The sequence below is a fragment of the Allosediminivita pacifica genome, assembly GCF_003054175.1.
In the GTDB taxonomy this organism is placed as follows: Bacteria; Pseudomonadota; Alphaproteobacteria; order Rhodobacterales; family Rhodobacteraceae; genus Allosediminivita; species Allosediminivita pacifica.
Window position 1 is genome coordinate 64,315 of record NZ_QBKN01000020.1, and the last position, 23,447, is coordinate 87,761.

Here is a 23,447-nt window from a genome sequence, read left to right on the forward strand (position 1 = left end):
AAATCCGTCATCCGCGGCCCGTAACCCGCCATGGGGTCATGCGACCATCTTCTCGGCCCGCTTCAGGTCGACCGAGACAAGCTGGCTCACACCCTGTTCCTGCATCGTCACACCGAACAGCCGGTCCATGCGGCTCATGGTGACAGCGTGGTGGGTGATGATCAGGAAGCGCGTGTCGGCGCGGCGCACCATCTCGTCCAGCATGTCGCAGAAACGGGTCACGTTGGCGTCGTCGAGCGGGGCGTCGACCTCGTCCAGCACGCAGATCGGCGCGGGGTTGGCGAGGAAGACCGCGAAGATCAGCGCCAGCGCCGTCAGGGTCTGTTCGCCCCCCGACAGCAGCGAGAGCACCGAAAGTTTCTTGCCCGGCGGCTGGCACATGATCTCGAGCCCCGCATCCAGCGGGTCGTCGCTTTCGACCATGACCAGCTTGGCCTCGCCGCCGTTGAAGAGGTGGGTGAAGAGCATGGTGAAGTTGGCGTTCACCTGCTCGAAGGCGGTCAGCAGCCTTTCGCGCCCTTCGCGGTTGAGGCTCGCGATGCCGCCCCGCAGCGTGCGGACGGCCTCTTCGAGGTCCTCCTTCTCGGCGACGAGCGTGTCATGTTCCTCCTGCACCTCGCGGGCGTCTTCCTCGGCGCGCAGGTTCACGGCGCCGAGCGCGTCGCGGCTGCGCTTGAGGCGGCTGACCTCGGCCTCGATCCGCTCGGAGGGCGGCATGTCCTCGGCGGCGGTGCCGAGCTGTTCGAAAAGCGCCTGGGGGGTGATCTCCATCTCGTCCTGGATGCGGGCGGCGGCCTCGGAGGCGGCATCGCGGGCGCCGTCGCGGCGGGCCTCGGAGGCGGCGCGGGCCTCGCGTGCCTCGCCCGCGTGGCGTTCGGCGTCGCGCTCGGTGGTGACAGCTTCGCGCAGCGTGGTTTCCGAGGTGGCGAGCGTGTCGCGCGCGGAGGAAAGACGCTCCTCGGCAGTCTCGATCTGCTCGGACAGTTCCTCGCGCTGGGTCGCCAGCGCCTCGGGGGCCTCGTGCGCCTCGGCCAGCTCGTCCTCGGCGGCCTCCTTGCGCTCGGCCAGTTCGCCCGCGCGCTTCTCGGCGGTCTCGAGCCGGTGGCGCCATCCGGCAAGTTCCTTGGCGACCGACTGCATGCGGGCCTTGCGCGCCTCGCCCTCGCGGCGCAGTTCGTCGGCAGCCGAGCGGCGGGTCATCATGGTCATGCGCGCGGCCTCGACCGTCATGCGCAGGTCCTCGACGCGGGCGCGGGCCTCGTCGAGGTCTTCGAGTTCCTCGACGGCGCGCTCGGCCTCGGTCAGGCGCTGGCGGGCGGCGATGGATTCGTCCTCGTGCCGGCGCAGGGTCATGGCGAGGTTTTCCAGCTTGCCCTGCGCCATGTCGCGGTCGGCCTCGGCCTTGCTCTGGGCGCGCGAGGCCTCGGTCAGGGCGCGGTCGGCGGCGCGGCGGGCCTCGCGGGCGGCCCGGTCTGCCTCGGTCAGCTCGGTCAGGCGGGCCACCAGTGCCTCGTGGGCCTCTTGCGCGGCTTCGAGCCGGGTCTCGGCCTCGGCAAGGTCCCGGTTGAGCTGTTCCAGCCGGTTGAGCTGTTCGAGCCGCAGGGCGGCGGCGGAGGGCTGGTCGGCGGCCCAAGCGCGGTAGCCGTCCCAGCGCCAGAGGTCGCCGTCGCGGCTGACGAGGCGCTGTCCGGGCCTCAGCTGCGTGTGCAGGCGGGGGCCATCGGCGGTGTCGATGAGGCCGATCTGGGACATGCGGCGGACGAGCACGTCCGGCACGGTGACGTGGCTGGCGAGCGAGGTCACGCCCTCGGGCAGGGGCTGGTCGGCGTCGTAGGCGGGCAGGATGGCCCAGCCGGTGGGGCCGTCGGGGTCGACCTCGGGTGCGCGCAGGTCGTCGGCGAGCGCGGCGCCAAGCGCCTTTTCGAAGCCCTGTTCGACCTGGAGCCGATCGAGGATCTGGCCGCCCTCGGCGGTGTCGCGTTCGAGCAGGCGGGCGAGCGCCGTGACCTCGGCGCGGAGCGTGTTGGTTTCGCCCTCGGCCTCGGAGCGGGCGCCGCGGGCCTCGGCCTCCTGCTCCTGCGTCTCGGAGCGGGCGGCCTCGGTGTCGATGAGGCGCTCTTCGGCTTCCTCGGCGGCCTCCTGCGCGGCTTCTGCGGCCTCGCGGGCCTCTTCCATGGCGCTGCCGGCGTCTTCGAGGGCGGTTTCGGCCTGTTCCAGTGCCTCGCGGGCGCGGGCGGCCTCGGATTCGTTGCGCTCCACGGTCTTGCGGCTGTCCTCGCGCAGGCGCTGGGCGGACTGGTGCTTAGCCGAGAGGCGGGCGACGTCCTCGGTCTGGGTCGAATAGTCGGCCTCGCGGTCCTGGAGGACCTCGGCGGCCTCGCTCGCCATCTCCTGCGCCTCGGAGAGCTTGTCGTCGAAGCCTTCGTGGGCCTCTTCAAGCTCGCGGGCTTCCTGTTCCAGCAGCTCGATGGTTTCGCCGGCGTCGCGGTTGAGGCCGGTCTCGCGCTCCATGTCGTGGGCGAGCTGTTCGATCCGGGCCATGAGCGTGCGGATGGTTTCCTGGGCGCGAGTCTCCTGGTCTGACAGCGCGTCGCGCTGCACGGTCAGGCGCTGCACGATGGCGCTGGCGATGGCCTCTTCCTCGCGCAGGGGGGGCAGGCGTTCCTCCATCTCCTCGCGGCGCTCGGCGGCCTCGCGGGCGATGCGTTCGGCGCGGGAGGCTTCGGTCAGGCGTTCGCGTAGGGCGGCTTCGGCCCCTTCCCGGGCCTGGTCGGCATCGCGCCAGCGGCGGTAGAGCAGCATGCCCTCGGCCTGCCGCAGTTCGGTGCCGATGGCGCGGTAGCGGGCGGCCTGCTTGGCCTGCCGGGCAAGCTGCGCCAATTGGCCTGCGAGCTGTTCGACCACGTCGTCGACGCGGGCGAGGTTGGTCTCGGTGTTCTTGAGCTTGAGCTCGGCCTCGTGGCGCCGCTGGTAGAGACCGCCGATCCCGGCGGCATCCTCGAGCACGCGGCGGCGGTTCTTGGGCTTGGCGTTGATCAGCTCGGAAATCTGGCCCTGCCGGACAAGCGCGGGCGAATGCGCGCCAGTGGAGGCGTCGGCGAAGAGCATCTGCACGTCGCGGGCGCGGCTGTCCTTGCCGTTGACCTTGTAGGCGCTACCCACGTCGCGGGTGATGCGGCGGACGATTTCCAGATGGTCGCTGTCGTTGAACCCCGCGGGCGCGAGGCGTTCGGAGTTATCGAGGCTGAGCACCACTTCGGCGAAGTTGCGGGCGGGCCGGGACGAGGCACCCGCGAAGATCACATCCTCCATCCCGCCGCCGCGCATGGCGGTGGGGCGGTTTTCGCCCATGACCCAGCGCAGCGCCTCGAGCAGGTTCGACTTGCCACAGCCGTTCGGCCCGACGACGCCGGTGAGCCCGTCATTGATGACGAGATCGGTGGGGTCGACGAAGCTCTTGAAGCCTGTCAGTCGGAGCCGTGAGAAGCGCAAATCGGATCCCGTCCTGGGTTCTGGGTTGGCCGCCAGTTTGCCTGTCTGGGGCGCCGTGTGTCAACGAAATGCGCCCCTATATGGCGGACTCCGGCCAGTTTTCCACAAGATATGGCGAGGCTGCGCAGGTCTTGGTGCGGCATTCGCGCGAAGGCGCCGAGCAGGCTTCTATCGGATGTCGGGTTGCTGCACGATCGGGGAACGCAGTCCACCGCGCAGCGTTTTTCCACCAAGGTTACGGAGTATGTTTCATGGCTGACCATTCGTTCGAGACAGATCCTGTCATGAGGCCGAGTTGGAAGTGGCTTCTGGCCTTTGGTGTGCTGCTGATCCTTAGCGGCCTCATTGCCCTGCTCAACCCGCTTGCGGCCTCCCTGACCGCCACGGCCATTGCGGCGGCGGCGTTCTTCGTGGCGGGGGTCCTCCAGATCTGCATGGGCTTCTCGGGGCTCGACGGCAGCGGATCGCGTGCCGGGTCGGTTATCCTGGGCGTGCTGTTCCTGCTCTTCGCGGTCGCCGTGATATTCGATCCGCTGGGCGGTGTGATCTCACTCACGATCCTTTTGGGGTTCTTCTTTGTCCTGCTCGGGTTGGTGCGGTTGTGGATCGGCTACCGGCTGAGACCCCGGCCGGCGTCGGGCTGGATGATGGCCGCCGGGGCGGTTTCGGCCCTGCTTGGCCTGCTCATCCTCATCGCCGTGCCGACGGGAGCTCTGGGTATCCTGGGCATCTTTCTGGGCGTGGAGCTTCTGAGTTCGGGCCTTACCGCCGTGGCCGCCGCGCTGATCGCGCGGCGCCTGTGACGCTCAGAACTTCACCTCGACACCTGGCAGTTGGAGCGCCTTGATCAGGTCGCGCAGCTCCTGCCGGGCGGCGACGTTGGAGATGCTGAGCTGACGGACACCGACGTCGCGCAAGTCCAGCAGGGTCAGCCCCCGCGGGAAAAGTTCGCGGAAGACCACACGTTCGGAAAAGCCGGGCGCCGTGCGAAAACCGATCCGCTTGGCGAGCTGAGTCAACGCCTTCTCGACCTTGACCTTGTTAATCATGTGCTGGGCGCCGAGACGGTTGCGCAGCACGATCCAGTCGATCGCCGGAAGACCGGCCTGACCGCGAAGCTGACGGGCGCCCCAGACCATCTCGGAATAGACTGACGGGCCGAGGATCTTTTCGCCGTCGTTGTCGATGCGGGCCAACAGGTCGAAGTCCACGAAGCTGTCGTTAAGCGGCGTCACCAGTGTGTCGGCCAGCGAATGGGCCACTTGGGCAAGCCGGGTGTGGGCACCGGGGCAGTCGATGACGATGAATTCGCAATCGCGTTCCAGGATGCTTACTGCCCGCCCGATGCGTTGGTCGTATTCGTTCTCGTTCTCGCCAAGCGCCTCCCGGTCGACCTCGGGGAGGTCGAGCAGCCGTGGGCTGGCAAGATCGGCGCCGATCTTCTCGAGATGGCGGTAGCGGTTCTCGATGTAGCGGCCGAGGCTGCGCTGGCGGAGGTCGAGATCGATCGCACCGACGCTGTGGCCGAGCCGCGCGAGGGCGGTGGCGATGTGCATGGAGACGGTGGACTTGCCCGCACCGCCCTTTTCGTTGCCGACCACGATGATCTGCGCCAAGGTTCACCCCTTCTTTCCGAATGTCGGACTGATAGCGGCTTGCCCCGCAACGGAAAAGACGCTTCGCACAGATGGGTGGAATGACGTGACCGCTGCGCGGCACCACGGTCACGAAAAAGGCCCGGCGCGGGGCCGGGCCTTGGTGTTTGCTCTGGTGCTGAGGCTCAGTGAAGCTTGTTGCCGACCTCGTTGATCGACGCGTCGATGCGGCGGTTGGCTTCGTCCTCGGTCATCTGTGCGGCGATCACTTCGCGGGCAGCGGCGATGGCGACGGCAATCGCCCGGTCGCGCACGTCCTTGACGGCACGCTCTTCGGCGGCGGCGATCTGTGCCTCGGCCGTGGCAAGGCGGCGCTCGATGTTGCGCTGCATCTCCTGCTTGGCCTGCTCGGCGGCGAGGGCCGCTTCTTCCTTGGCCTGGGCGACGATGCGGTCGGCGTGGCCCTGCACCTCGGACTGCTGACGCTCGTAGCTGGCCAGAAGCGCCTGCGCCTCTTCGCGAAGCTGGCGGGCCTCGTCGAGTTCGGTGCGGATGCCGTCGGCGCGCTTGTCGAGCTCCTTGCCCAGCATGCCCGGGACCTTGAAATAGACCAGGATCGCGATGAAGAGCAGGAAGGCCAGAAGCACGATGAAGTCCGTGTTCTGCAGCGAGAAGAACGGGCCGGTGGCCGCGAGCGTCGGGGTGGCGGTCAGCGCGAGCGCGGCGCCGGAGGCGAGTGTGGTGCGCAGCATGGCCTTACCCTTTCAGCTGGTTGTCGACAGCCGCATTGACCTGGCTGCTGTCGGCGGTGGTGCCCAGCGCCTGAACGATGGCTTCGGCGGTGTCCTTGGCGACGATCTCGACGTTTTCCATGGCGCTGGCGCGGATCTCGGAGATGCGCTGCTCGGACCCCTTGGTCTTTTCAGCGATCTCGGAATCAGCCTTGGCCATGGCGGCGTCGAGTTCGGTCTTGATTTCGTCGCGCGTCTGCTGAGCGATCTTCTGCGCTTCGGTACGGGCGTCGGCGAGGGCCTTTTCGTAGGCTTTCTCGGCGTCGGCCGCCTTGCGCTTGAGATCTTCGGCAGCGGCGATGTCGTTGGTGATGGTGCCTTGCCGTTCGGCGAGCACCGAGGCGATCCGCGGCAGAGCAATGCGCGACAGAACGAAGAAAATCGCCAGCAGCGCGAGGATCAGCCAGAAGATCTGGTTGGGCCACCAGTCAAAGCACAGCTGCGGCATGCCGATGGCGCTGCCATCGGGACCCACGCAGGAGCTTGCGGCTGCGGCACCGGGTGTTTCGGTTGCCATGTCGTCCTCCGTCGGACCGTTGTGAATTCCATCGGGCGGGCCACCGCGAGGGGTGGCCGCGCCCGGGCGTAAGGATCCTCAGACGTCGCCGATCAGACGGCGAACATCAGCAGCAGTGCGACGAGGAAGGAGAAGATGCCGAGCGCTTCGGCGAAGGCGATGCCGATGAAGAGCGTGGCGGTCTGCGATGCCGCAGCCGAGGGGTTGCGCAGGGCACCGGCGAGGAAGTTGCCGGCAACGTTGCCGACGCCAAGTGCCGAGAGACCGCAGCCGAGACCTGCGAGACCTGCGCCGATGTGTGCGATTTGACCTTCCATGGGGGTATCTCCTTACGTCTGGAAGTTTCGATTTCGGGTGTTCGGGACCGGCCGGGCGGGATGCCCGGCGGCGGTATCAGTGGTTCGGGTGAAGCGCGTCCTTGAGGTACACGCAGGTCAGGATCGTGAACACGTAGGCCTGGATGAAGGCCACCATGACCTCGAGCCCGTACATGGCCGTGATCCCGAGGATCGAGAGCGGCGACACGGCGGCGAGCGCAGCGAAGCCGGCGAAGACCTTGATCACGGCGTGACCGGCCATGAGGTTGCCGCCAAGACGAATGGAGTGGCTGACCGGGCGCACGAAGTAGGAAATCAGCTCGATCACGGCCAGAACCGGGCGCAGCGGCAGCGGCGCCGAAGTGGGCCAGAACAGGCCGAGGAACTTGGTCCCGTGCAGCACGAAGCCCAGAACCGTCACGCTCAGGAAGACCGCAAGAGCCAGGACCACCGTCACGGCGAAGTGCGAGGTCAGGGTGAAGGCCATGGGGATGAGGCCCAGGAAGTTCGAGAAGACGATGAACATGAACAGCGTCATCACGTAGGGGAAGTACTTCACGGCGTCCTTGCCGGTCACGTCCTCGACCATCTTGTAGATGAAGCCATAGGCCAGTTCGGCCACGGACTGTGTGCGGCCGGGAATGATGGCGCGGCGCGAGGTGCCCCAGACCATCAGCGCGGTGATGCAGAGCACCGCGATCACCATCCACAACGTGACGTTGGTCACGGTGAACAGGCCCACCTCGCCATTGCCGAAGAGCGGCTTGACGATGAACTGGTCCATCGGGTGGAAAACCAGCCCGCCTTCGCCGTGTGCGGCGCCCTCAGCGCCGTGCGTTTCCGTCGCCATAGCCGTTCCCCTCGTCTTCGTCCGCCTCGAAGGCGTCGTCGTCCTGCAAGTCGCCCGCGTCTTCGGGCGGCACGTAGTCGGCCTGTAGTTCCGCTGCCGAACGCATCATCACGCGGATGCCGGCAACGATCCCGAGGACCGTGAATGTCACCATCAGCCAGGGCGTGGACCCCAGAAGGGTATCGAGCCCGAAACCGATGCCAAAGCCGATCGCGAGACCGGCCACCATTTCCGTCACCATCCGCCAGGCCAGCTGCGCCTGGGAGTGGTAGTCCTGCTGATGGGGCTTTTCCGGTTGCCGTGCCGCGCGCAGCCTTGCCAGCCGGATTTCGAGCTCTTCCAGTTTCCGTTTCGGATCGGGATCGCTCACTTGGTGCCCCATCGGAGTGTTAAGCGGTTGCTACGGCGGAACGGGTGTCTCGTCAACTGCCGGAATCCACCGCAATCACCCAAATTAAGATATTGATATAAAACGATTCCCGGAATCCGCCGCCTTGCGCGTGGTCCCCGCGCCACGGCAATGTTGGCGGTAACTGTGCCTGAATCCATATTCAACGGATTGGTTGAGAATGCGTGGCGGCGCTTGACGGGCGCCCCTGCCCGCGCTTGATGCAGAGGCATGAGTATACCGCTCGATATCGTCTTTGCGGCGCTGGCTGACCGCACGCGGCGGCAGATCCTAGCCATGCTGCTCGAAGACGACATGGCCGTGACCGACGTGGCCGAGCCCTTCGAGATGTCGCTGGCCGCAGTGTCCAAGCACCTGTCGATCCTCGCAGGCGCGGGGCTGATCAGCCAAGAGAAGCGCGGCCGCCTGAAGTGGTGCAAGCTCGAACCGGATGCGCTGCGCGAGGCGAGCGTCTGGATGCAGGGGTTCGGCCAGTTCGAACCCATCCACCTTGACGCTTTCGAGCGCTTCCTGGCTCAGGAGCTCGAAGAGCGGGACGAGGCCCCTGACGCTCGACCGGGCGCAGGTGCAGGGCTTTCTTAGGGCGCTTGCTGTGATCTGGCGCGGTCTTTCGCGACCCGGCAGCCGGACCTCACCGGACCGGCCCCTCCCCAGAAGGATTCCAGCATGTCCGATCCGTTCGAGAACTTCAGCAGCGGCCTTTCCAGCCCGGCCACCGACCTTCACGAGATCACGCCCGATGACGCTCAGGACCTGTCGGTCTTTCCGCGCGCGCTTGCCGTGAACACCTCGGGTCATGTCCGGGTCACCGCGGTGGGCGGCAGCACCGCGACGATCTACGTGGTCGCCGGGGCGCCCTGGCCGGTCCGCGTCTCGCGGGTCTGGTCCACGGGGACCGATGCGACCGGGATCGTCGGCCTGATCTGATGCGGGCCGGGGTGGTCCGCCGTCTAGTCCTTGAGCAGCAGCAGCAGGGCGAGGCAAGTGACGGCCACCCCCGGCAGAACCAGCGCCGGCGGCGCGCCGTGGCCCACGGCGATTTCCCACAGGATGACCCATGACGGGACAAGGTAGGTGTAGGCCAGCACCTTGGAGGCGGGCAGCCGCATGGCCGCATAGCGCAGACAGAGCGTGGTGGTGGCGGTGGCCGCGATGGCGGTGTAGCCGATGGTGATCCAGACAATGCGCGGCAACGCCGCCCAGTCGGTCGTGGCGATGTCGTGCGCGCCCCAGAACCCGAGCAGCACCGCCCCCATCACCAGCATCACCGCGTTGAAGGCCACCGCGGGTTCCCCCCGGCTGAACTTGCTCAGCAACGGCGCAAATAGCGCATGGGCCGCGCAGCCCCAGACGTAGATCATCTCGCCCCGGCCGATCTCGAAGGCGAACAGCGCCTGGATGTCGGCGCGGAAGATCACCCAGACGGCGCCGAGCCCGCCCAGCAGGAGGGCGAATAGGACGCGCAGGGTGGTGCGCTGGCGCAGGACGAGCCAGCCGAAGCCCGCCGCCATCAGGGGCGAAAGCGTGAAGACGGCCGCCATGTTCACCGGTGGCGCGGTCTTTAGCCCCTCGAACATGGTGACGAAATAGGTCGCGTAGAGGCCGGCGAGGATCACGTAGCGCCAAGGGGCGTCGAACACCTCGCGCCCTGCCCCGCTTTTCAGCGCCAGCACGCCCAGCGCCAAGGCTGCGACCACGAAACGGACGGCGTTGAGCACCGCCGGGTCGACGAAGGGCGCCGCCATCCGACCGAGGGAGAAGGACCCCGCCACGAGGGCGGAGAATGTCAGCATGACGATATGGCCGCGCGCCGATTGGCTCAGCACGATTTGTCCCGGTCGGCGTAGGCCTTGAGGTGCCTCAGGAAGGCCTGCACCTTGGCCGTCCGGTGAAGATCGACGTGGGTGACGAGCCAGAGCGGCGCCGCCCATTCGTCGCGCGGCGGCAGAATCTGGACGAGATCGGCCTGTTGCTCGGCGGCGCGGACGGGAAAGAAGCCGATCCCGGCACCTTCGAGAACGGCCTGGTCGAGGACCCGCGCGTCGGTCGACCGGAACACGACCTGGCTGTAGGGAATCTTGCCACGCAGCCAGCGCTGGAAGGGCGCACGGCTGTCGGGGTTGTCGTGGGCAACGAAGCGGTGGTCGGCGAAATCGTCCTCGTCGGCCGGCTTGCCATGTTCCTCGATGTAGGAAGTGGCGGCGTAGAGAGCGATCTGCTCGCTGGCGAAGGGCTGCACGACGTTGTCGGGCTCCTCCGGCGCCTTGCCAGCGCGCAGAGCGACGTGTGCTTCGCCGTATTCCAGGCGGAAGACCCGGTCGTCGGTCAGGTAGCGTGCCACGATGTCGGGATATTCGCGCTGGAACGAGGTCAGCGCGCCAACGATGAGAGGGGCGAAGGCGATGACCGAGGTGACGAGGAGATCCCCCGAGACTTCGGCCCCGCGGCCCTTGATGCGGCCCTCGAGCTGCTGGAACTGGTCGGCCGTCGTCTGTGCGACGCGGGCGAGATCGGTGCCGGCTTCGGTCGGGGTGTAGCCACGGGCGTGGCGCTGGAAGAGCTTCACCCCCATGCGCCCCTCGAGCGCGTCGATATGGCGGATCACGGTGGCATGGTGGACGCCAAGCGCCTCGGCGGCGCCGCTGACGGTCCCCAGACGCGCGACCTGGTAGGCGGTTCGGATCTCGTCCCAGTTGTCCATCTTCGGGCCTTGTGCGTTGTCTCACAATTTCTGCGCATTTGCGGCAATTGCGTTCGCTGATGCAAGGACCGAAGTGGATGGAAACGAACCATGTCCTTCACACACATCTACGCGAGACATTTCAAATGACCACACTCCTGCGCATCGACGCATCAGCCCGCGCCGCCGATTCAATGACCCGCGAGCTGGCCGACGCCACCGCGGCCCGCCTGAACGCCGACACCACGATCCAGCGCGACCTGTCCTCGGGCATGCCGCAGGTGGACGCCGACTGGGTCACGGCCAACTTCACGCCCGACGAGGAGCGCACCGAGGCGCAGCGCGCCGTGCTGGCACTGTCGGATACGCTGATCGAGGAGCTGCAGGCCGCCGATACGGTGCTCATCACCGTGCCGGTCTACAACTTCAACATTCCCTCGGCGCTCAAGGCCTGGGTCGACATGATCGCGCGGGCGCGCGTCACCTTCCGCTACACCGAGAACGGACCCGAGGGCCTGCTGACCGGCAAGCGCGCCATCCTCGTGGTGGCCTCGGGCGGCACCGAGGTCGGCGGCCCCGTCGATTTCGCAACGCCCTACATGCGCCACATGCTGGGCTTCGTCGGCATCACCGACGTGCAGATGGTGCGTTCGGACCGCCAGATCCTCGACCCTGACGGGTCGCGCGCGCAGGCCGAGGCCGACATCGCGGGCCTCGCCGCCTGACGACGACACGAGGGGCGGCAGACACGCCGCTCGTCGACCACCGGGCCCTGCGCCGCCCCACCGGCACAGGGCCCGGCTGCTTCCCCCTTGACTCGGAGTGGTGCGGCTCTCTATTAGTCGTCGCCAACTCCCGGAAGTCCGCAGGCCTTCCGGTCCCATTGGCTGTGCCAGGGATCGCCCCCCGTCAGCGCGTTGCGCCCACGGGGGCATTTCCGCATTGGCATTTGTGATGACCGCCGCGGCCTCTTACGTTTGGGGCGCAAAACCGAGAAACGGGAAAGGAGGGCGCAAGCCCCATGTTCGAATCTCTCTCCGAACGCCTCGGCGGCGTCTTCGACCGCCTGACCAAGCAGGGTGCCCTGTCCGAAGAGGATGTGCGCACCGCCCTGCGCGAGGTGCGCGTCGCCCTTCTGGAAGCCGACGTGTCACTGCCCGTTGCGCGCAACTTCATCAAGACGGTCGAGAAGAAGGCCACCGGCGCCGCGGTGACCAAGTCGGTCACGCCCGGCCAGCAGGTGGTCAAGATCGTCCATGACGAGCTGATCGAGACACTACGCGGTGAAGGCGAGCCCGGCAGCCTGCGCGTCGACAGCCCGCCGGCGCCGATCCTGATGGTCGGCCTGCAGGGCGGCGGCAAGACGACGACCACCGCCAAGCTGGCCAAGCGGCTGAAGGAGCGCGACGGCAAGAAGGTCCTGATGGCCTCGCTCGACGTGAACCGCCCGGCGGCCATGGAGCAGCTGCAGATCCTCGGCACGCAGATCGGGGTCGACACCCTGCCGATCGTCAAGGGCGAGGACCCGGTGACCATCGCCAAGCGTGCCAAGACGCAAGCGGGGCTGGGCGGCTACGACGTCTACATGCTCGACACCGCGGGTCGCCTGTCGATCGACGAGGAACTCATGAGCCAGGTCGAGGCGGTGCGCGACGTCGCCAACCCGCGCGAGACGCTGCTGGTGGTCGATGGCCTGACCGGCCAGGACGCCGTGCACACGGCCGAGAACTTCGACGAGCGCATTGGCATCACCGGCGTCGTGCTGACCCGGATGGACGGCGACGGCCGCGGCGGTGCGGCGCTTTCCATGCGCGCGGTGACCGGCAAGCCGATCAAGTTCGTCGGTTTGGGCGAGAAGATGGACGCGCTCGAGACCTTCGAGCCGGACCGTGTCGCAGGCCGTATCCTGGGCATGGGCGACATCGTCACCCTGGTCGAGAAGGCGCAGCAGACGCTTGAGGCCGAACAGGCCGAGCGGATGATGAAGAGGTTCCAGAAAGGTCAGTTCAATATGAACGACCTCAAGATGCAGCTGGAACAGATGATGAAGATGGGCGGCATGGAGTCGATGCTCCAGATGATGCCGGGCGCGGGCAAGATGGCCAAGCAGATGGGCGACGCGGGGATGGATGACCGCGTGCTCAAGCAGCAGATCGCGCTGATCCAGTCCATGACCAAGAAGGAACGCGCCAACCCGCAGATTCTTCAGGCCAGCCGCAAGAAGCGCATCGCCGGCGGTGCCGGGCTCGAGGTGAGCGACCTCAACAAGCTTCTCAAGATGCAGCGCCAGATGTCCGACATGATGAAGAAGATGGGCAAGATGGGCAAAGGCGGCATGATGAAACAGGCCATGAAAGGCATGTTCGGCAAGGGTGGCATGCCCGCCGGCATGGAAGGCATGGACCAGAAGTCGCTGGAGCAGGCCGCCAAGCAGATGGGCGGCATGGGCGGCGGCGGTGGTCTTCCCCCGGGTCTTGGCGGGTTCGGCAAGAAGAAATGAGCAGCGGCGTGCGCCATATGCCCCGTACGGTCCTTCGGACCGAGCGGCTTGTATTGCGGCGCCCGCAGGCGGGCGACCTGTCCGCCTTCATTGCCTATGCGACCTCGGACCGGGCGCGTTTCGTGCTTGGCCCCTTCGACGAGAGCCGCGCCTTCGACAAGTTCGCCTCCATGTCCGGTCACTGGGACCTGCGCGGCTTCGGGCGCTACGTGATCGAGCACGATGGCCGGCCGGTAGGCCATGTCGGGCCCCTGCAGATGCGGGCGGGCACGGTGCCCGAGATGACGTGGTCGCTCTGGCAGGACGCGGCCGAGGGCCGTGGCATCGCCACCGAGGCCACGCGCGCCGTCGTGGCGCATCTGCTGGAGGATTGCGGCTGGCCCGAGCTGATCATGCGGGTGCTGCCCGAGAACGCGGCCTCGCTGCGGGTGGCCGAGCGCCTTGGCGCGCAGCGCACCGACAAGCCCGCGCCGGAGTGGTATCCCGGCGCCCTGACCTTCCGCGTGTCGCGGGAGATGGCAGCATGAGCGCACCCGTCCTGGAAACCCGGCGGCTTCGGCTGCGCGGCCATGTCCTGTCGGACATGGAGCCGCTTTGCGCGCTTCTGGCCAGCGACCGGTCGCGTTTCATGGACGGGCCATATTCGAGGCGCGAGGCCTGGATCATGATCGCTGCCGACGCGGGAAGCTGGGATCTTCTCGGCTTCGGCGGCTGGGGTATTGAGACCCGCGAGGGCGCCTTCCTCGGGCAGATCGCCATCGGCAAACCTCCGCATTTCCCCGAGGTGGAGCTGGGTTGGATGCTGGTCGAAGGTGCCGAGGGGCATGGCTATGCCACCGAGGCAGCCATGGCGGCGCTGGACTGGGCCTGGTCCGAGCGCGGCTTGCCGACGCTGGTGAGCTATGTCGATCCGGGGAACGCCCGGTCGCGGGCGCTGGCCGAGCGGCTTGGCGCCGTGGTGGACACGCAGGCTGCGCGCCCCGAGGGAGAGACCGCGACGCAGACAGTCGTCTACCGGCACAGCCCAGATGCCGATGGCAGCCCGGAGGCCTACGCATGAGCCAACGGCAGAACTCCATGCTCGGTGCGGCGCCTTTTACCACCCACGAACAGCGTCCGCTGACCGCCGCGCCCCTTCTCGAGACGGAGCGGCTGATCCTGCGCGGGCCGCAGCCGCGCGATGCCGAGCCGATGATGACCTTCCTGATGGACCAGGAGCGCGCCGCGGGCTTCGGCGCTTACGACAACCGGAGCGATGCCTGGCGCTGGTTCGCCCTGAACGTCGGGCACTGGCACATTCACGGCTACGGCTATTTCTCGATCGAGATGAAGGACACGGGCGAGATGGCCGGAATCACCGGCATCTGGAATCCCGAGGGCTGGCCCGAACCCGAGGTCGGCTGGGTCGTCTTCGACGGCTACGAGGGCAAGGGCATCGCCCGCGAAGGCGCCGAGCGCGCCCGCCGCTGGGCCTACGAGGATCTCGGCTTCAGCACGCTGACCTCGAACATCGTGCCGGGCAACACCCGCTCCATCGCCCTCGCCGAGCGGATGGGCGCGCACTACGAGCGGGCCTATCTCAACCCCAACATGGGCGAGGACCTGCTCTACCGCCACCCCGGTCCCACGAGGTCCGAATGATCCCGCCGATCGAGCAGCATCGCCCCGGCCCCGGTGCCCGTGCCGCCGCCCGTCTTGGCGGCAAGGTGCCCGTGCTCGACACCACGCGGCTGCAGTTGCGCGGGCCGCGGATCTACGATTTCGGCGCCTTCGCCGCGATCCTCTGCTCGGACCGGGCGGAATACATGGGCGGGCCGCTGTCGCGCCCCGAGGCCTGGGCTGAGTTCGCCAACTATACGGCGCTCTGGATGCTGCATGGGCACGGCCTCTGGACGATCGACTGCCAGTTCGGCCCCTCCTGCGGCTTTGTCCTGCTGGGGTACGAATACGACGACCCCGAAGCGGAGCTGGGCGTCTTCCTGACGGAAGATGCCGAGGGGCAGGGCTTTGCGCAGGAGGCCGCAGAGGCCGTGCGCACCTACGCCTTCGAGACGCTCGACTGGGAGAGCGTCGTGTCCTACGTGGATGCCTCCAATACCCGCTGCGTCGCGCTGATGGAGCGCCTGGGCGCCTTTCGCGACGCGCAATCCGAGGCCGCCATGGGCCGCGGAACCCTCGTGTTCCGCCATGTTCCGGCCGGGGGAGGTGCGTGATGGCGCTCGACATTCCCGTGCTGGAGACCGGACGACTGGTGCTGCGGGCGCCCGAGCCCGAGGACTACCCCGACTTCAAGGCAACCTTCGCCTCGTACCGGTCGCGTTTCATGGGCGGCCCGCTGAATGCCTACGAGGCCTGGATGCTCTACGCCGCCGAGATCGGCCACTGGGAGATCCGCGGCTTCGGCATGTGGATGGTCCACCTGAAAGCGACCGGCGAGACCGTGGGCATGGCGGGCGGCTGGTTTCCCGCCAAGTGGCCCGAGCGCGAGATCGCCTGGATCATCTGGCCCGACCGCGGGGGACAGGGCTTTGCCCTCGAGGCGACGCAGCGGGTGCGCCGGTATTTCTTCGAGGAAAAGGGCTGGGACGGCGCGGTCAGCTACATCGATCCCAAGAACCTCGACAGCATCCGGCTGGCCGAGCGGCTTGGGGCGACCAAGGACCATGCCGCGCCGGGCGTCGACGGCAACGACGCCGTCTACCGCCACCCGGCGCCCGCCCGGTTGCAGGGTACGCAGCTGGCGCATGGCATCGACATGGAAATCGCGCATTACGCCGATCCCCTTTTCAAACCGAGAGGCTGGGCTATTGACTGAGACCCCCATGACGGACGATACGGCGCGCGCCGCCGAGCTCCTCAAGGAGCACCGCGACAGCATCGACCGGCTCGACGCGATCCTCGTCTTCACGCTGGCCGAACGGTTCAAGCACACGCAGGCCGTGGGTGCGCTGAAAGCGCATCACGACCTCCCGCCATCCGACCCCGCGCGCGAGGAGACTCAGATCGCGCGGCTCCAGGATTTGGCATCCCGGGCTGATCTGGACCCGGAATTCGCCAAGAAGTTCCTGAATTTCATCATTCAGGAAGTGATCCAGCACCACCGGCGCCAGCAGCCATGACGGCCGCGCCGCAGACCACGCCATTCGAACAAGGAGACACTCAATGGCCCTGAAGATCCGACTCGCCCGTGGCGGCTCCAAGAAGCGCCCCCACTACAGCATCGTCGTTGCCGATTCGCGTATGCCGCGCGACGGCCGCTTCATCGAGAAGATCGGCACCTACAACCCGCTTCTTCCCAAGGACAGCCCGGACCGCGTCAAGATGGACGTGGATCGCGCCAAGCACTGGATCGAGCACGGCGCCCAGGTGACCGACCGCGTGTCGCGCTTCCTCGAGAGCTCGGGCGACATCGAGAAGAAAGAGCGTCACAACTACAAGAAAGGCACCCCGGGCAAGAAAGCCCAGGAGCGCGCCAAGGAGCGTGAAGCCAAGGCAGCCGAAGTCGCATCGGCCGACGCAGAGTGATCGCGTTCCCGGCCCGCCGCTCTGACGCGGGTCGGGCGCCATTCGCGGGGTCCGCGCCATGATGCGCCTGTTCCGACTGGCCGTCCTGTTGTTCGTGGCCTTTGTCGCGGGGATCTTCTACGAGAGGAGTTCCCGGCGCGAGGAATGTGCGATAGTTGGCGGCGACTGGCGTGCCAGCGGCCTTTGTACCTATGAGGTAAGCGATGGATGATCGCGTCTGTGTCGCGGCCATCGCCGGCGCCTTCGGGGTTGCCGGCGAGGTCCGCCTGAAAAGCTTCACCGCCGAACCGGCGGCGGTGGCCGACTACGCCCCGCTGACCAGCGAGGACGGCGCGCGCAGCTTCGAGGTGGAGCTGATGCGCGAGATCAAAGGCGGGTTTGCCGCCCTGCTGAGCGGGGTCGAAACCAAGGAGCAGGCCGATGCCCTGCGCGGGCTGCGGCTTTATGCGCCTCGCGATCGCCTGCCCTCGCTTCCCGACGACGAATTCTACCATGCCGACCTGATCGGGGTGGCGGTCTACGACACCGGCGGCGCGCCGCTGGGCAAGGTCCGTGCCGTGCTGAACCACGGGGCCACGGACCTCCTGGAACTGCACGTGCCGGGGCAATCGCGCACGGTGCTGCTTCCCTTCACGCGAGAGGCCGTGCCGACCGTCGACCTCACCGCGGGCCGGATCGTCGCCGATCCGCCCGAGGGTCTGCTGGACTGAATCAGCGTCGCGTCCCGTATGATCGGCTGCGCGGATTTCCGCCGGATCCGGGACCTGCCGGCCGGGAGTCGTGAGCGCGCGGGAACCGCCGTCGGAGCCGGTGCGTTGTTGCTCGGATTTTTGCGGAAAACCCGCGGAACAATGAAGCATCACGATCCGAAGGCCCGATTTGCAGACCACGTTACCGGCGGAAATTTCGCTTCACACTCTGGCCCGGTGCTCGGCATGAGCGGCCAGCCTGTCTACATTGCGAGCCTCGCCATGGTTCCGGCCATGGCAGCCGTGCTCATGCCACAGGGCGGCGGCGCATCCCCGGTGCTGCTTGGTCTGGCGGGCGCGGGCGGGCTGTGGGCGATGGTCTCCAGCCTGACCGGCGGGCTCTCGCTTGCGACCGGTCCGGGCAGGTTGCTGCGTCCCGCGGCCCCGCGGATGGTTGGCTCGATGCTCTCCCTGCCCAGCCCCGAGGTACAAAAGACTTTGCTCGCAGCGGCGGTTGCCGAGGGCCGTGGCGACGGCACCCCCGGCACTTCAAGCGACAAGCCCGCGAGACGCGGCCGGCTTCTGCAGCGGATGCTTGGTCTCTGGGGCCACAGATCTGTCGAAAGTCTTTCCCGGGGAGAGGTCCTTGAGCTCTACGCACTGTTCCGACTGCTCGAAGCCGACAAGGCGTTGGCCGGTGACCTGGCCCGCCTTTTCCATCGGCCGGATGCCGTGCTGGCTCTGCGCGACCAACTTGATGCGTATGGCGGCCTGTCCGAGCGCTGTCGGCAGGACCTGACCCTCGCAACGACAGATCTGCTGTGGCAAGCAGGCCAGGCCACCGGAAGCCTGATCGGGCTCGAAAGTCTCTGCGTCGATGATCCGGACCTGTGGCACCACGTTGTGCTGGCCCATGACGCGACCGATCCAGCGTCTCGGGCCACTGCGCTTTGGTGCGTGCGGCAGCCCGGCTGCGATCGGTCGACCGTTGCCGCCTACCTTTCCGGTATCGCCCGCACGCGCGCACTGAGCGCCGCGGCACGGCGCGGTGACCACGAATTCTGCGAGGCAATTGCAGTGGTACTGCGTCAGTGGCGTGATGAGATCTACGCACGCGACAGGATCGGACTGGCCCCGGCCGAAATCGGGGGCGGGGCGGACGCAGACTTCGCGCGCGAGCTCGACACTCTTGCAGAGAAAACCGGGGCACCCAGGCTTCCCGCCCCCGAGGGCCTGTCAGCGCATCACGCGGGGCGGGCGCCTCAGCCGCGTCCCGCCTGGTGCCCGACCACCGGCCTGCTGATCTCGGCACCGAGACCCGCGGACTACCGGCCCATGCAGCCCGCCGCCGCCTGAAGCCGGCAGGCTTTACGGCACCACGGGTGGGCAGTAGACACGGCGCGCAGCATTCGCCGGAGCCCCCAGATGTCAGATACGCCCTCCCGGTCGCACGGGCGCAAGGCCATCCGCCCCTCACTCCAGCCGCGGGATCTCATGTCCCCTGGGGCGGAGTTGGCGCGGGCTTGGCGGGCACAGGTCGTCACGCTCTTTCCGGAGGCCTTTCCGGGGACACTGGGGCTCTCTCTGACCGGAAAGGCCCTGAAGGATGGGCTGTGGCAGCTCGATACCGTGGGTCTTCGCGAGTTCGGCGAGGGGCGCCACCGGAACGTGGACGATACACCGACGGGCGGCGGCGCCGGCATGGTTCTTCGCGCCGACGTCATGGCGCGCGCGCTCGACAGTGCGCGGGCCCGCATGCCCGAGCAGGCGCCGATTCTCTATCTTTCGCCCCGTGGTCGCCCGTTCGACCAGGCGATGGCGCGCGATTTGGCGCGCACCCAGGGCGCGACGCTGATCTGCGGCCGGTTCGAGGGGCTCGACCAGCGCGTGATCGACGCCTATGGCATGACCGAGGTGAGCCTGGGCGATTTCGTCATGACGGGTGGTGAAATCGGGGCCCAGGCCATGCTCGACGCGACCATCAGGCTCTTGCCCGGGGTACTTGGGAATTCCGCCTCGACCGAGGAAGAGAGCTTTTCCAGCGGTCTTCTGGAGCATCCCCAGTACACGCGCCCGACCGAATGGCGCGGGCACGCGGTGCCGGATGTGCTGCTATCCGGGCACCACGGGGAGATCGAGAAGTGGCGGCAGGCGCAAGCCGAGGGCCTGACCGAGGCACGCCGCCCCGACCTCTGGGAGGCCTTCCTTCGCCGCAAGGGCAGCGGTCAAGGCTGACACCGGCGGCCCCGCGGTGCGGCACTCAGGCAGCGCGTGAGCTCACGGCCCGGCCGGTTGCCTCTCCCTCCGCGGCGTCATGGTGCGAGAAGCTGTCGAGCGTATGCGCCAGCGCGCGCGCCTCGGACTGCAATTCCTGGCTGGCGCCGTCGGCTTCGGCCGCGAGCGCGGCGCTTTCCTGGGTCGCCACATCGAGCTGCTGCATGCCGACGTTGATCTCGGACATGCTGCGGGCCTGTCCCTCGACATCCGTCGCGATGGCGGAGACGAGCGATCCAAGGGCGTGCACCTTCTCGAGCACCTGGACGATTGAGGTTCCCGTGTCGCGGACCAGCTGGCTGCCGTCTCGGACCTGGTTGACGGTGGACTGGACGAGATTGCGGATCTCGCCGGCTGAATCCGAGGCCCGATGCGCCAGCCCGCGCACTTCGGTGGCGACCACCGAGAACCCCTTGCCCGCCTCGCCGGCGCGCGCGGCCTCGACCCCGGCATTCAGCGCCAGAAGGTTGGTCTGGAAGGCGATGTCCTCGATCACCTCGACGATGCGGCCGATCTGGTCCGACGCGGCCTCGACCTCGGCAATGGCGGCGACGGCGCGATCCAGAACTGCGCCGCTTTCCCGCGACAGCTCGCGACTTTCGCCGGCAAGGCCATCTGCCTCGGAGGCGCGGGTCGCGATCTGATCCCCCGACTGGGTGAGAAGGTCGAGCCCGGCCACGGTTTCCTCGAGAGAAGCGGCCTGCTTTTCGACCCGGAGGGAGAGATCGTTGGACATGCTGCCGATGCGGCTGGCCGTGCTTTCGACATTGGCGGAAACGCGGCTGATGTCGGCCACGGCACCGGCCAGATTCTCGGCCACGGCGTTGAAATCCCTGCGAAGGCGTTCGTATTCGGGCGGGAAGCCAGCCGCCTGCGGTATACGACAGCCGAGGTCCTTGTCCGCGAGGCGCGACATGCTCTGGCTCAGCGCCTCGACGGCCCGCTCCTGCTCTTCACGCCGCAGGGCGTCTTCCTCGTCGCGTAGCCGTGCATCCTTCAGGGACAGCCGGAAGCCGTCGACGGTGCTCGCGATGCGCCCCACTTCGTCGGAGCGGTCGATCCCATCCACCGGACGGTCGAGCTCGCCCTCGCTGATCCGCCTTACGGCCCTTTCGAGCCGGACCAAGGGCCGCAGCGCAAGGCGCAGTCCAAAGAAAGTGGCGAGAATGGCGAAAATCACGAATCCCGCGATTACAGCCATGGCGCTGAAACGCTGGGCCTGCAGGGCTGCGGCGATCTCGGCCTCCGCCACGCCGACGTAGAAGATGCCGATCGGCTGGTCGTTCGGCCCCATGATCGGGACATAGATCGTCAGATAGCTGTTGCCGAGAATCACGGCGCGTCCGCGAAAGATCTCGCCTTCCATCATCGAGGCGAAGACTGGATTGGAGGTTCCGAGATACGTGCCGACCGCGCGGTTGCCGTCGGGCTTCACGATGTTGGTGGTACGTCGAATGAAATCCCCCTCTGCGGGATCCCAGGCAAAGACCGTGGCGGTTTCACCCGAGATCCGGCCGACGCCGTCGATCAGCTCGTGCCCCTCGATGGCAGGCAGGTCCCCCCAGCTGACCCGTTCGATGGACCCCCCGGCATCGTAGACGGCCGTGATCCCGTCGTAGCGCTGCATGAACCTGTCCACGAGGATGCGCAGCGAGGTGTCCTGCCGCGCCTGCGCGGCCTTGACCAGCGCTTGCTCCGACTGCCGCTCAAGGGTCGCGGAAAGTGCCACCGCGGTGGCGAAGACGATCAGGATGACACCGCATGCCACCTGTAGCCGGAGGGATTTGAAACGCTTCATCGGTGCTGCCCGTTCTGCTTCAACTTGCTTCGGGCTATAGAGGCCAAATCTAAACGTGCGGTGAGCATGGCCTGACCTTTTTCGGGCGTGCCGCGGGGCAATTGACGCTTGATCAAGCGGCCTGTACCGCTTATACGGCGCGGGCCCGCCGGCGTGGCCGCGCGGGCCGATTCCGGTATGTGCCCCGCGTCGGTCTTCGACGCCCCCGTGGGCCCGCCGGAAGGCGACGAAAGGCAAAGACAGTTCGAAATCTCCGGCGGGCGCTACGGCGGACCCGGTCAGAAGACCCGGAGCTCTGGGACGGCACAAACCTTCACGGACCAACCGTGAGCTATCCAAGGAGAAGGTCGATGGACCTGATTGCCCAGCTCGAGGCGGAACAGATCGCCTCGCTCGGGAAGAACATTCCCGACTTCAAGGCCGGCGACACCGTGCGCGTCGGCTACAAGGTGACCGAAGGGACGCGGACGCGTGTGCAGGCCTACGAAGGCGTCTGCATCAGCCGCAAGAACGGCGAAGGCATCGCCGGCACCTTCACGGTCCGCAAGATTTCCTTCGGCGAAGGCGTCGAGCGCGTGTTCCCGCTGTACTCGACCAACATCGAGTCCATCGAGGTCGTGCGTCGTGGCCGTGTCCGCCGCGCCAAACTGTACTACCTGCGTTCGCGCCGCGGCAAGTCGGCCCGTATCGCCGAGAACACCAACTACAAGCCCAAGGATGACGGCAAGAAGCCGGTGCAAGGAAGCGCGACATGAAAAAGGACATCCATCCCGAGTACCACATGGTGACCGTCAAGATGACCGACGGCACCGAGTACCAGACCCGGACCACCTGGGGTGCCGAGGGCGACACGCTGACGCTCGACATCGACCCCACGTCGCACCCGGCATGGACCGGCGGCAACTCGCGCCTCATGGACCAGGGTGGCCGCGTTTCGCGCTTCAAGAAGAAGTACGAAGGCCTCGGTTTCTGAGCCAGCTGCCTCCGGCACGATACGAGATTTTCAGGACGCCGCCCCTTTCGGGCGGCGTCTTTCGTTTCGGGTGTCCCGGGCCGGGACATTTTTCGCACCCAGTGAAATCAAAGGTTTGGCTGTCCGCGTTAACCGGGACGTAAGACTTGGGGGGATTGAGGCGCGGGCCCGCTCAGAGCCGCCCGGCCATGGTGCGGGCGTAATCGGGCTCGCGATGCCACGAGCAGGCGGCCTCCCAGGCGAGCAGCGCGCGGGCCTCGACCGCGCGGGCGCCAGGCAGGACGGCCAGATCGAAGAGCGACAGGTCGCGCCGACATTCGTCCCAGTCGATGAGCGTCACGCGCCCCTCAGGAGAGCGCAGCAGGTTCGCGAAGTTCAGGTCCCCGTGCACCAGCGTCATGACGCCGTCCGAGACGGCGCCCCACGCCTCGCGGCAGAGCGCGACCACGGCCTCGGGCATGGCGCCAAGATCCACGTCACCCCCGCGTTCGGCCCCCAGCAGGTCCTGCGACGAAAGGAACCCCGGGCGCTGGGGCATGTCGCGGGCCAGATCGTGGAAGCGGCTGAGCGCCTCGCGCACCTCGGGCAGATCGGCGGGATCGCAGGGGTCGCCCGGGATGTATGGCTCGCAGGTCCAGCCCTGCGCCACGAGCGCGCCCTCCCGGGTTTCGAGCATCCGCGGCACGGTGAAGCCCGCCTCGCGCGCCATGTCATGCACCTCGCGCAGCCAGTCGATGGCTTCGGGCGGACGGCGAGTGGACTTGAAGACAAGCTCCTCGTCCAGCCCCACGGTGCGGAAGACCGCGTTGCGGTTGCCGCCAGACAGAGGCCGCAGCTCGGCGTTGATGGCCCAGAGGTGGGCGGGAGGGCGGGAACCGGCGATGCTCATTGCGCCAGATAGATGCGGTTTTTGCCCGGCGGCAAGGCGGTCACCGGTGGAGGTTCATACTCTTGTTGCGGGCGGGATCGGTGCGACCCGCCGCCCGTTTCCCGGCAACCGCTTGGCGCGAAACGGAAACCGGTAACCCGGGAGCGGG

Annotated in this window: 28 protein-coding genes; 17 read left to right on the forward strand and 11 right to left on the reverse strand. The window is 67.4% G+C overall.

The features are described 5' to 3' along the window. Positions 1-36: 36 nt before the first annotated feature. Entirely contained in the window at positions 37-3,492 is a 3,456-nt protein-coding gene (gene smc / locus C8N44_RS15435; RefSeq protein WP_107977670.1) for a chromosome segregation protein SMC, read from the reverse strand. A 251-nt stretch (positions 3,493-3,743) separates the two neighbouring features. Here smc and C8N44_RS15440 point away from each other — a divergent pair, with 251 nt between their 5' ends. Continuing rightward, positions 3,744-4,295 carry an HdeD family acid-resistance protein gene (locus C8N44_RS15440; protein WP_158274067.1) on the forward strand — a complete coding sequence of 184 codons (552 nt, stop codon included), beginning with the start codon at positions 3,744-3,746 and terminating at the stop codon, positions 4,293-4,295. A gap of 3 nt (positions 4,296-4,298) precedes the next feature. On the opposite strand, the gene C8N44_RS15445 is transcribed toward C8N44_RS15440, so the two are convergent. The 6 genes from C8N44_RS15445 to C8N44_RS15470 form a co-directional block, all read right to left on the reverse strand. Continuing rightward, the gene (locus C8N44_RS15445) at positions 4,299-5,108 is read right to left on the reverse strand and encodes a division plane positioning ATPase MipZ (RefSeq protein ID WP_107977672.1); all 810 of its coding nucleotides are present in this window, start codon (positions 5,106-5,108) and stop codon (positions 4,299-4,301) included. 164 nt (positions 5,109-5,272) lie between these two features. Then, a complete protein-coding gene (locus C8N44_RS15450; RefSeq protein ID WP_107977673.1) occupies positions 5,273-5,839 on the reverse strand; it encodes a F0F1 ATP synthase subunit B in 567 nt (188 codons plus the stop codon). Positions 5,840-5,843: 4 nt separating this feature from the next. Continuing rightward, the gene (locus C8N44_RS15455; RefSeq protein WP_107977674.1) at positions 5,844-6,395 is read right to left on the reverse strand and encodes a F0F1 ATP synthase subunit B'; all 552 of its coding nucleotides are present in this window, start codon (positions 6,393-6,395) and stop codon (positions 5,844-5,846) included. A 92-nt stretch (positions 6,396-6,487) separates the two neighbouring features. Beyond that, entirely contained in the window at positions 6,488-6,712 is a 225-nt protein-coding gene (locus tag C8N44_RS15460) for a F0F1 ATP synthase subunit C (RefSeq protein WP_107977675.1), read from the reverse strand. 76 nt (positions 6,713-6,788) lie between these two features. Next, positions 6,789-7,562 (reverse strand): F0F1 ATP synthase subunit A, encoded by a 774-nt coding sequence (locus C8N44_RS15465; RefSeq protein ID WP_107977676.1) that lies wholly within the window; start codon positions 7,560-7,562, stop codon positions 6,789-6,791. Continuing rightward, entirely contained in the window at positions 7,537-7,932 is a 396-nt protein-coding gene (locus tag C8N44_RS15470; RefSeq protein WP_107977677.1) for an AtpZ/AtpI family protein, read from the reverse strand. Before C8N44_RS15470 ends, C8N44_RS15465 begins: the two co-directional genes overlap by 26 nt. Positions 7,933-8,181: 249 nt before the next feature. Here C8N44_RS15470 and C8N44_RS15475 point away from each other — a divergent pair, with 249 nt between their 5' ends. Both C8N44_RS15475 and C8N44_RS15480 read left to right on the forward strand, forming a co-directional pair. Further along, complete coding sequence (locus tag C8N44_RS15475) at positions 8,182-8,553, forward strand: ArsR/SmtB family transcription factor (protein WP_107977678.1); 372 nt, start codon at positions 8,182-8,184, stop codon at positions 8,551-8,553. A gap of 84 nt (positions 8,554-8,637) precedes the next feature. Beyond that, positions 8,638-8,898 carry a spike base protein, RCAP_Rcc01079 family gene (locus C8N44_RS15480; RefSeq protein WP_107977679.1) on the forward strand — a complete coding sequence of 87 codons (261 nt, stop codon included), beginning with the start codon at positions 8,638-8,640 and terminating at the stop codon, positions 8,896-8,898. 23 nt (positions 8,899-8,921) lie between these two features. On the opposite strand, the gene C8N44_RS15485 is transcribed toward C8N44_RS15480, so the two are convergent. Together C8N44_RS15485 and C8N44_RS15490 are read right to left on the reverse strand one after the other, a co-directional pair. Continuing rightward, positions 8,922-9,797, reverse strand: a complete 876-nt coding sequence (locus C8N44_RS15485; RefSeq protein ID WP_308421217.1) for a DMT family transporter — start codon at positions 9,795-9,797, stop codon at positions 8,922-8,924. After that, the gene (locus tag C8N44_RS15490; protein WP_107977680.1) at positions 9,791-10,672 is read right to left on the reverse strand and encodes a LysR family transcriptional regulator; all 882 of its coding nucleotides are present in this window, start codon (positions 10,670-10,672) and stop codon (positions 9,791-9,793) included. Before C8N44_RS15490 ends, C8N44_RS15485 begins: the two co-directional genes overlap by 7 nt. Positions 10,673-10,797: 125 nt before the next feature. On the opposite strand from C8N44_RS15490, the gene C8N44_RS15495 reads away from it, so the two are divergent. The 12 genes from C8N44_RS15495 (at position 10,798) to trmD (ending at position 19,600) form a co-directional block, all read left to right on the forward strand. Next, positions 10,798-11,376, forward strand: coding sequence for an FMN-dependent NADH-azoreductase (locus C8N44_RS15495; RefSeq protein WP_107977708.1), 579 nt, complete (start codon positions 10,798-10,800; stop codon positions 11,374-11,376). A 296-nt stretch (positions 11,377-11,672) separates the two neighbouring features. Then, positions 11,673-13,151 (forward strand): signal recognition particle protein, encoded by a 1,479-nt coding sequence (gene ffh, locus C8N44_RS15500; RefSeq protein WP_107977681.1) that lies wholly within the window; start codon positions 11,673-11,675, stop codon positions 13,149-13,151. A gap of 17 nt (positions 13,152-13,168) precedes the next feature. Further along, positions 13,169-13,678 carry a GNAT family N-acetyltransferase gene (locus tag C8N44_RS15505; RefSeq protein WP_158274068.1) on the forward strand — a complete coding sequence of 170 codons (510 nt, stop codon included), beginning with the start codon at positions 13,169-13,171 and terminating at the stop codon, positions 13,676-13,678. Then, positions 13,675-14,211, forward strand: coding sequence for a GNAT family N-acetyltransferase (locus tag C8N44_RS15510; RefSeq protein ID WP_107977683.1), 537 nt, complete (start codon positions 13,675-13,677; stop codon positions 14,209-14,211). Before C8N44_RS15505 ends, C8N44_RS15510 begins: the two co-directional genes overlap by 4 nt. A gap of 17 nt (positions 14,212-14,228) precedes the next feature. Beyond that, the gene (locus C8N44_RS15515; RefSeq protein WP_107977709.1) at positions 14,229-14,792 is read left to right on the forward strand and encodes a GNAT family N-acetyltransferase; all 564 of its coding nucleotides are present in this window, start codon (positions 14,229-14,231) and stop codon (positions 14,790-14,792) included. Next, the gene (locus C8N44_RS15520) at positions 14,789-15,364 is read left to right on the forward strand and encodes a GNAT family N-acetyltransferase (protein ID WP_107977684.1); all 576 of its coding nucleotides are present in this window, start codon (positions 14,789-14,791) and stop codon (positions 15,362-15,364) included. Before C8N44_RS15515 ends, C8N44_RS15520 begins: the two co-directional genes overlap by 4 nt. Further along, positions 15,364-15,966, forward strand: a complete 603-nt coding sequence (locus C8N44_RS15525) for a GNAT family N-acetyltransferase (RefSeq protein WP_107977685.1) — start codon at positions 15,364-15,366, stop codon at positions 15,964-15,966. The genes C8N44_RS15520 and C8N44_RS15525 overlap by 1 nt, the downstream gene beginning before the upstream one ends. Before the next feature lie 7 nt (positions 15,967-15,973). Continuing rightward, on the forward strand, positions 15,974-16,270 hold the full coding sequence (locus C8N44_RS15530; RefSeq protein WP_188758666.1) for a chorismate mutase: 297 nt from the start codon (positions 15,974-15,976) through the stop codon (positions 16,268-16,270). A gap of 43 nt (positions 16,271-16,313) precedes the next feature. Next, entirely contained in the window at positions 16,314-16,676 is a 363-nt protein-coding gene (gene rpsP / locus C8N44_RS15535) for a 30S ribosomal protein S16 (protein WP_107977687.1), read from the forward strand. A 203-nt stretch (positions 16,677-16,879) separates the two neighbouring features. After that, complete coding sequence (gene rimM, locus C8N44_RS15540) at positions 16,880-17,386, forward strand: ribosome maturation factor RimM (protein WP_107977688.1); 507 nt, start codon at positions 16,880-16,882, stop codon at positions 17,384-17,386. A 225-nt stretch (positions 17,387-17,611) separates the two neighbouring features. Beyond that, positions 17,612-18,721: a hypothetical protein gene (locus C8N44_RS15545; RefSeq protein WP_146178851.1), complete on the forward strand. Its 1,110-nt coding sequence runs from the start codon at positions 17,612-17,614 to the stop codon at positions 18,719-18,721. 69 nt (positions 18,722-18,790) lie between these two features. Beyond that, positions 18,791-19,600, forward strand: coding sequence for a tRNA (guanosine(37)-N1)-methyltransferase TrmD (gene trmD / locus C8N44_RS15550; RefSeq protein WP_107977690.1), 810 nt, complete (start codon positions 18,791-18,793; stop codon positions 19,598-19,600). A gap of 25 nt (positions 19,601-19,625) precedes the next feature. On the opposite strand, the gene C8N44_RS15555 is transcribed toward trmD, so the two are convergent. Then, positions 19,626-21,437 (reverse strand): methyl-accepting chemotaxis protein, encoded by a 1,812-nt coding sequence (locus C8N44_RS15555; protein WP_107977691.1) that lies wholly within the window; start codon positions 21,435-21,437, stop codon positions 19,626-19,628. Between the two features lie 350 nt (positions 21,438-21,787). Between C8N44_RS15555 and rplS the strand changes: the two genes are divergently transcribed. Continuing rightward, positions 21,788-22,192, forward strand: a complete 405-nt coding sequence (rplS, locus tag C8N44_RS15560; protein WP_107977692.1) for a 50S ribosomal protein L19 — start codon at positions 21,788-21,790, stop codon at positions 22,190-22,192. Beyond that, entirely contained in the window at positions 22,189-22,410 is a 222-nt protein-coding gene (gene rpmE / locus C8N44_RS15565) for a 50S ribosomal protein L31 (RefSeq protein ID WP_107977693.1), read from the forward strand. Before rplS ends, rpmE begins: the two co-directional genes overlap by 4 nt. Positions 22,411-22,582: 172 nt before the next feature. Here the strand turns inward: rpmE and C8N44_RS15570 are convergent, their stop codons facing one another. Beyond that, positions 22,583-23,299 carry a phosphotransferase enzyme family protein gene (locus C8N44_RS15570; protein WP_107977694.1) on the reverse strand — a complete coding sequence of 239 codons (717 nt, stop codon included), beginning with the start codon at positions 23,297-23,299 and terminating at the stop codon, positions 22,583-22,585. Between the last annotated feature and the right edge of the window lie 148 nt (positions 23,300-23,447).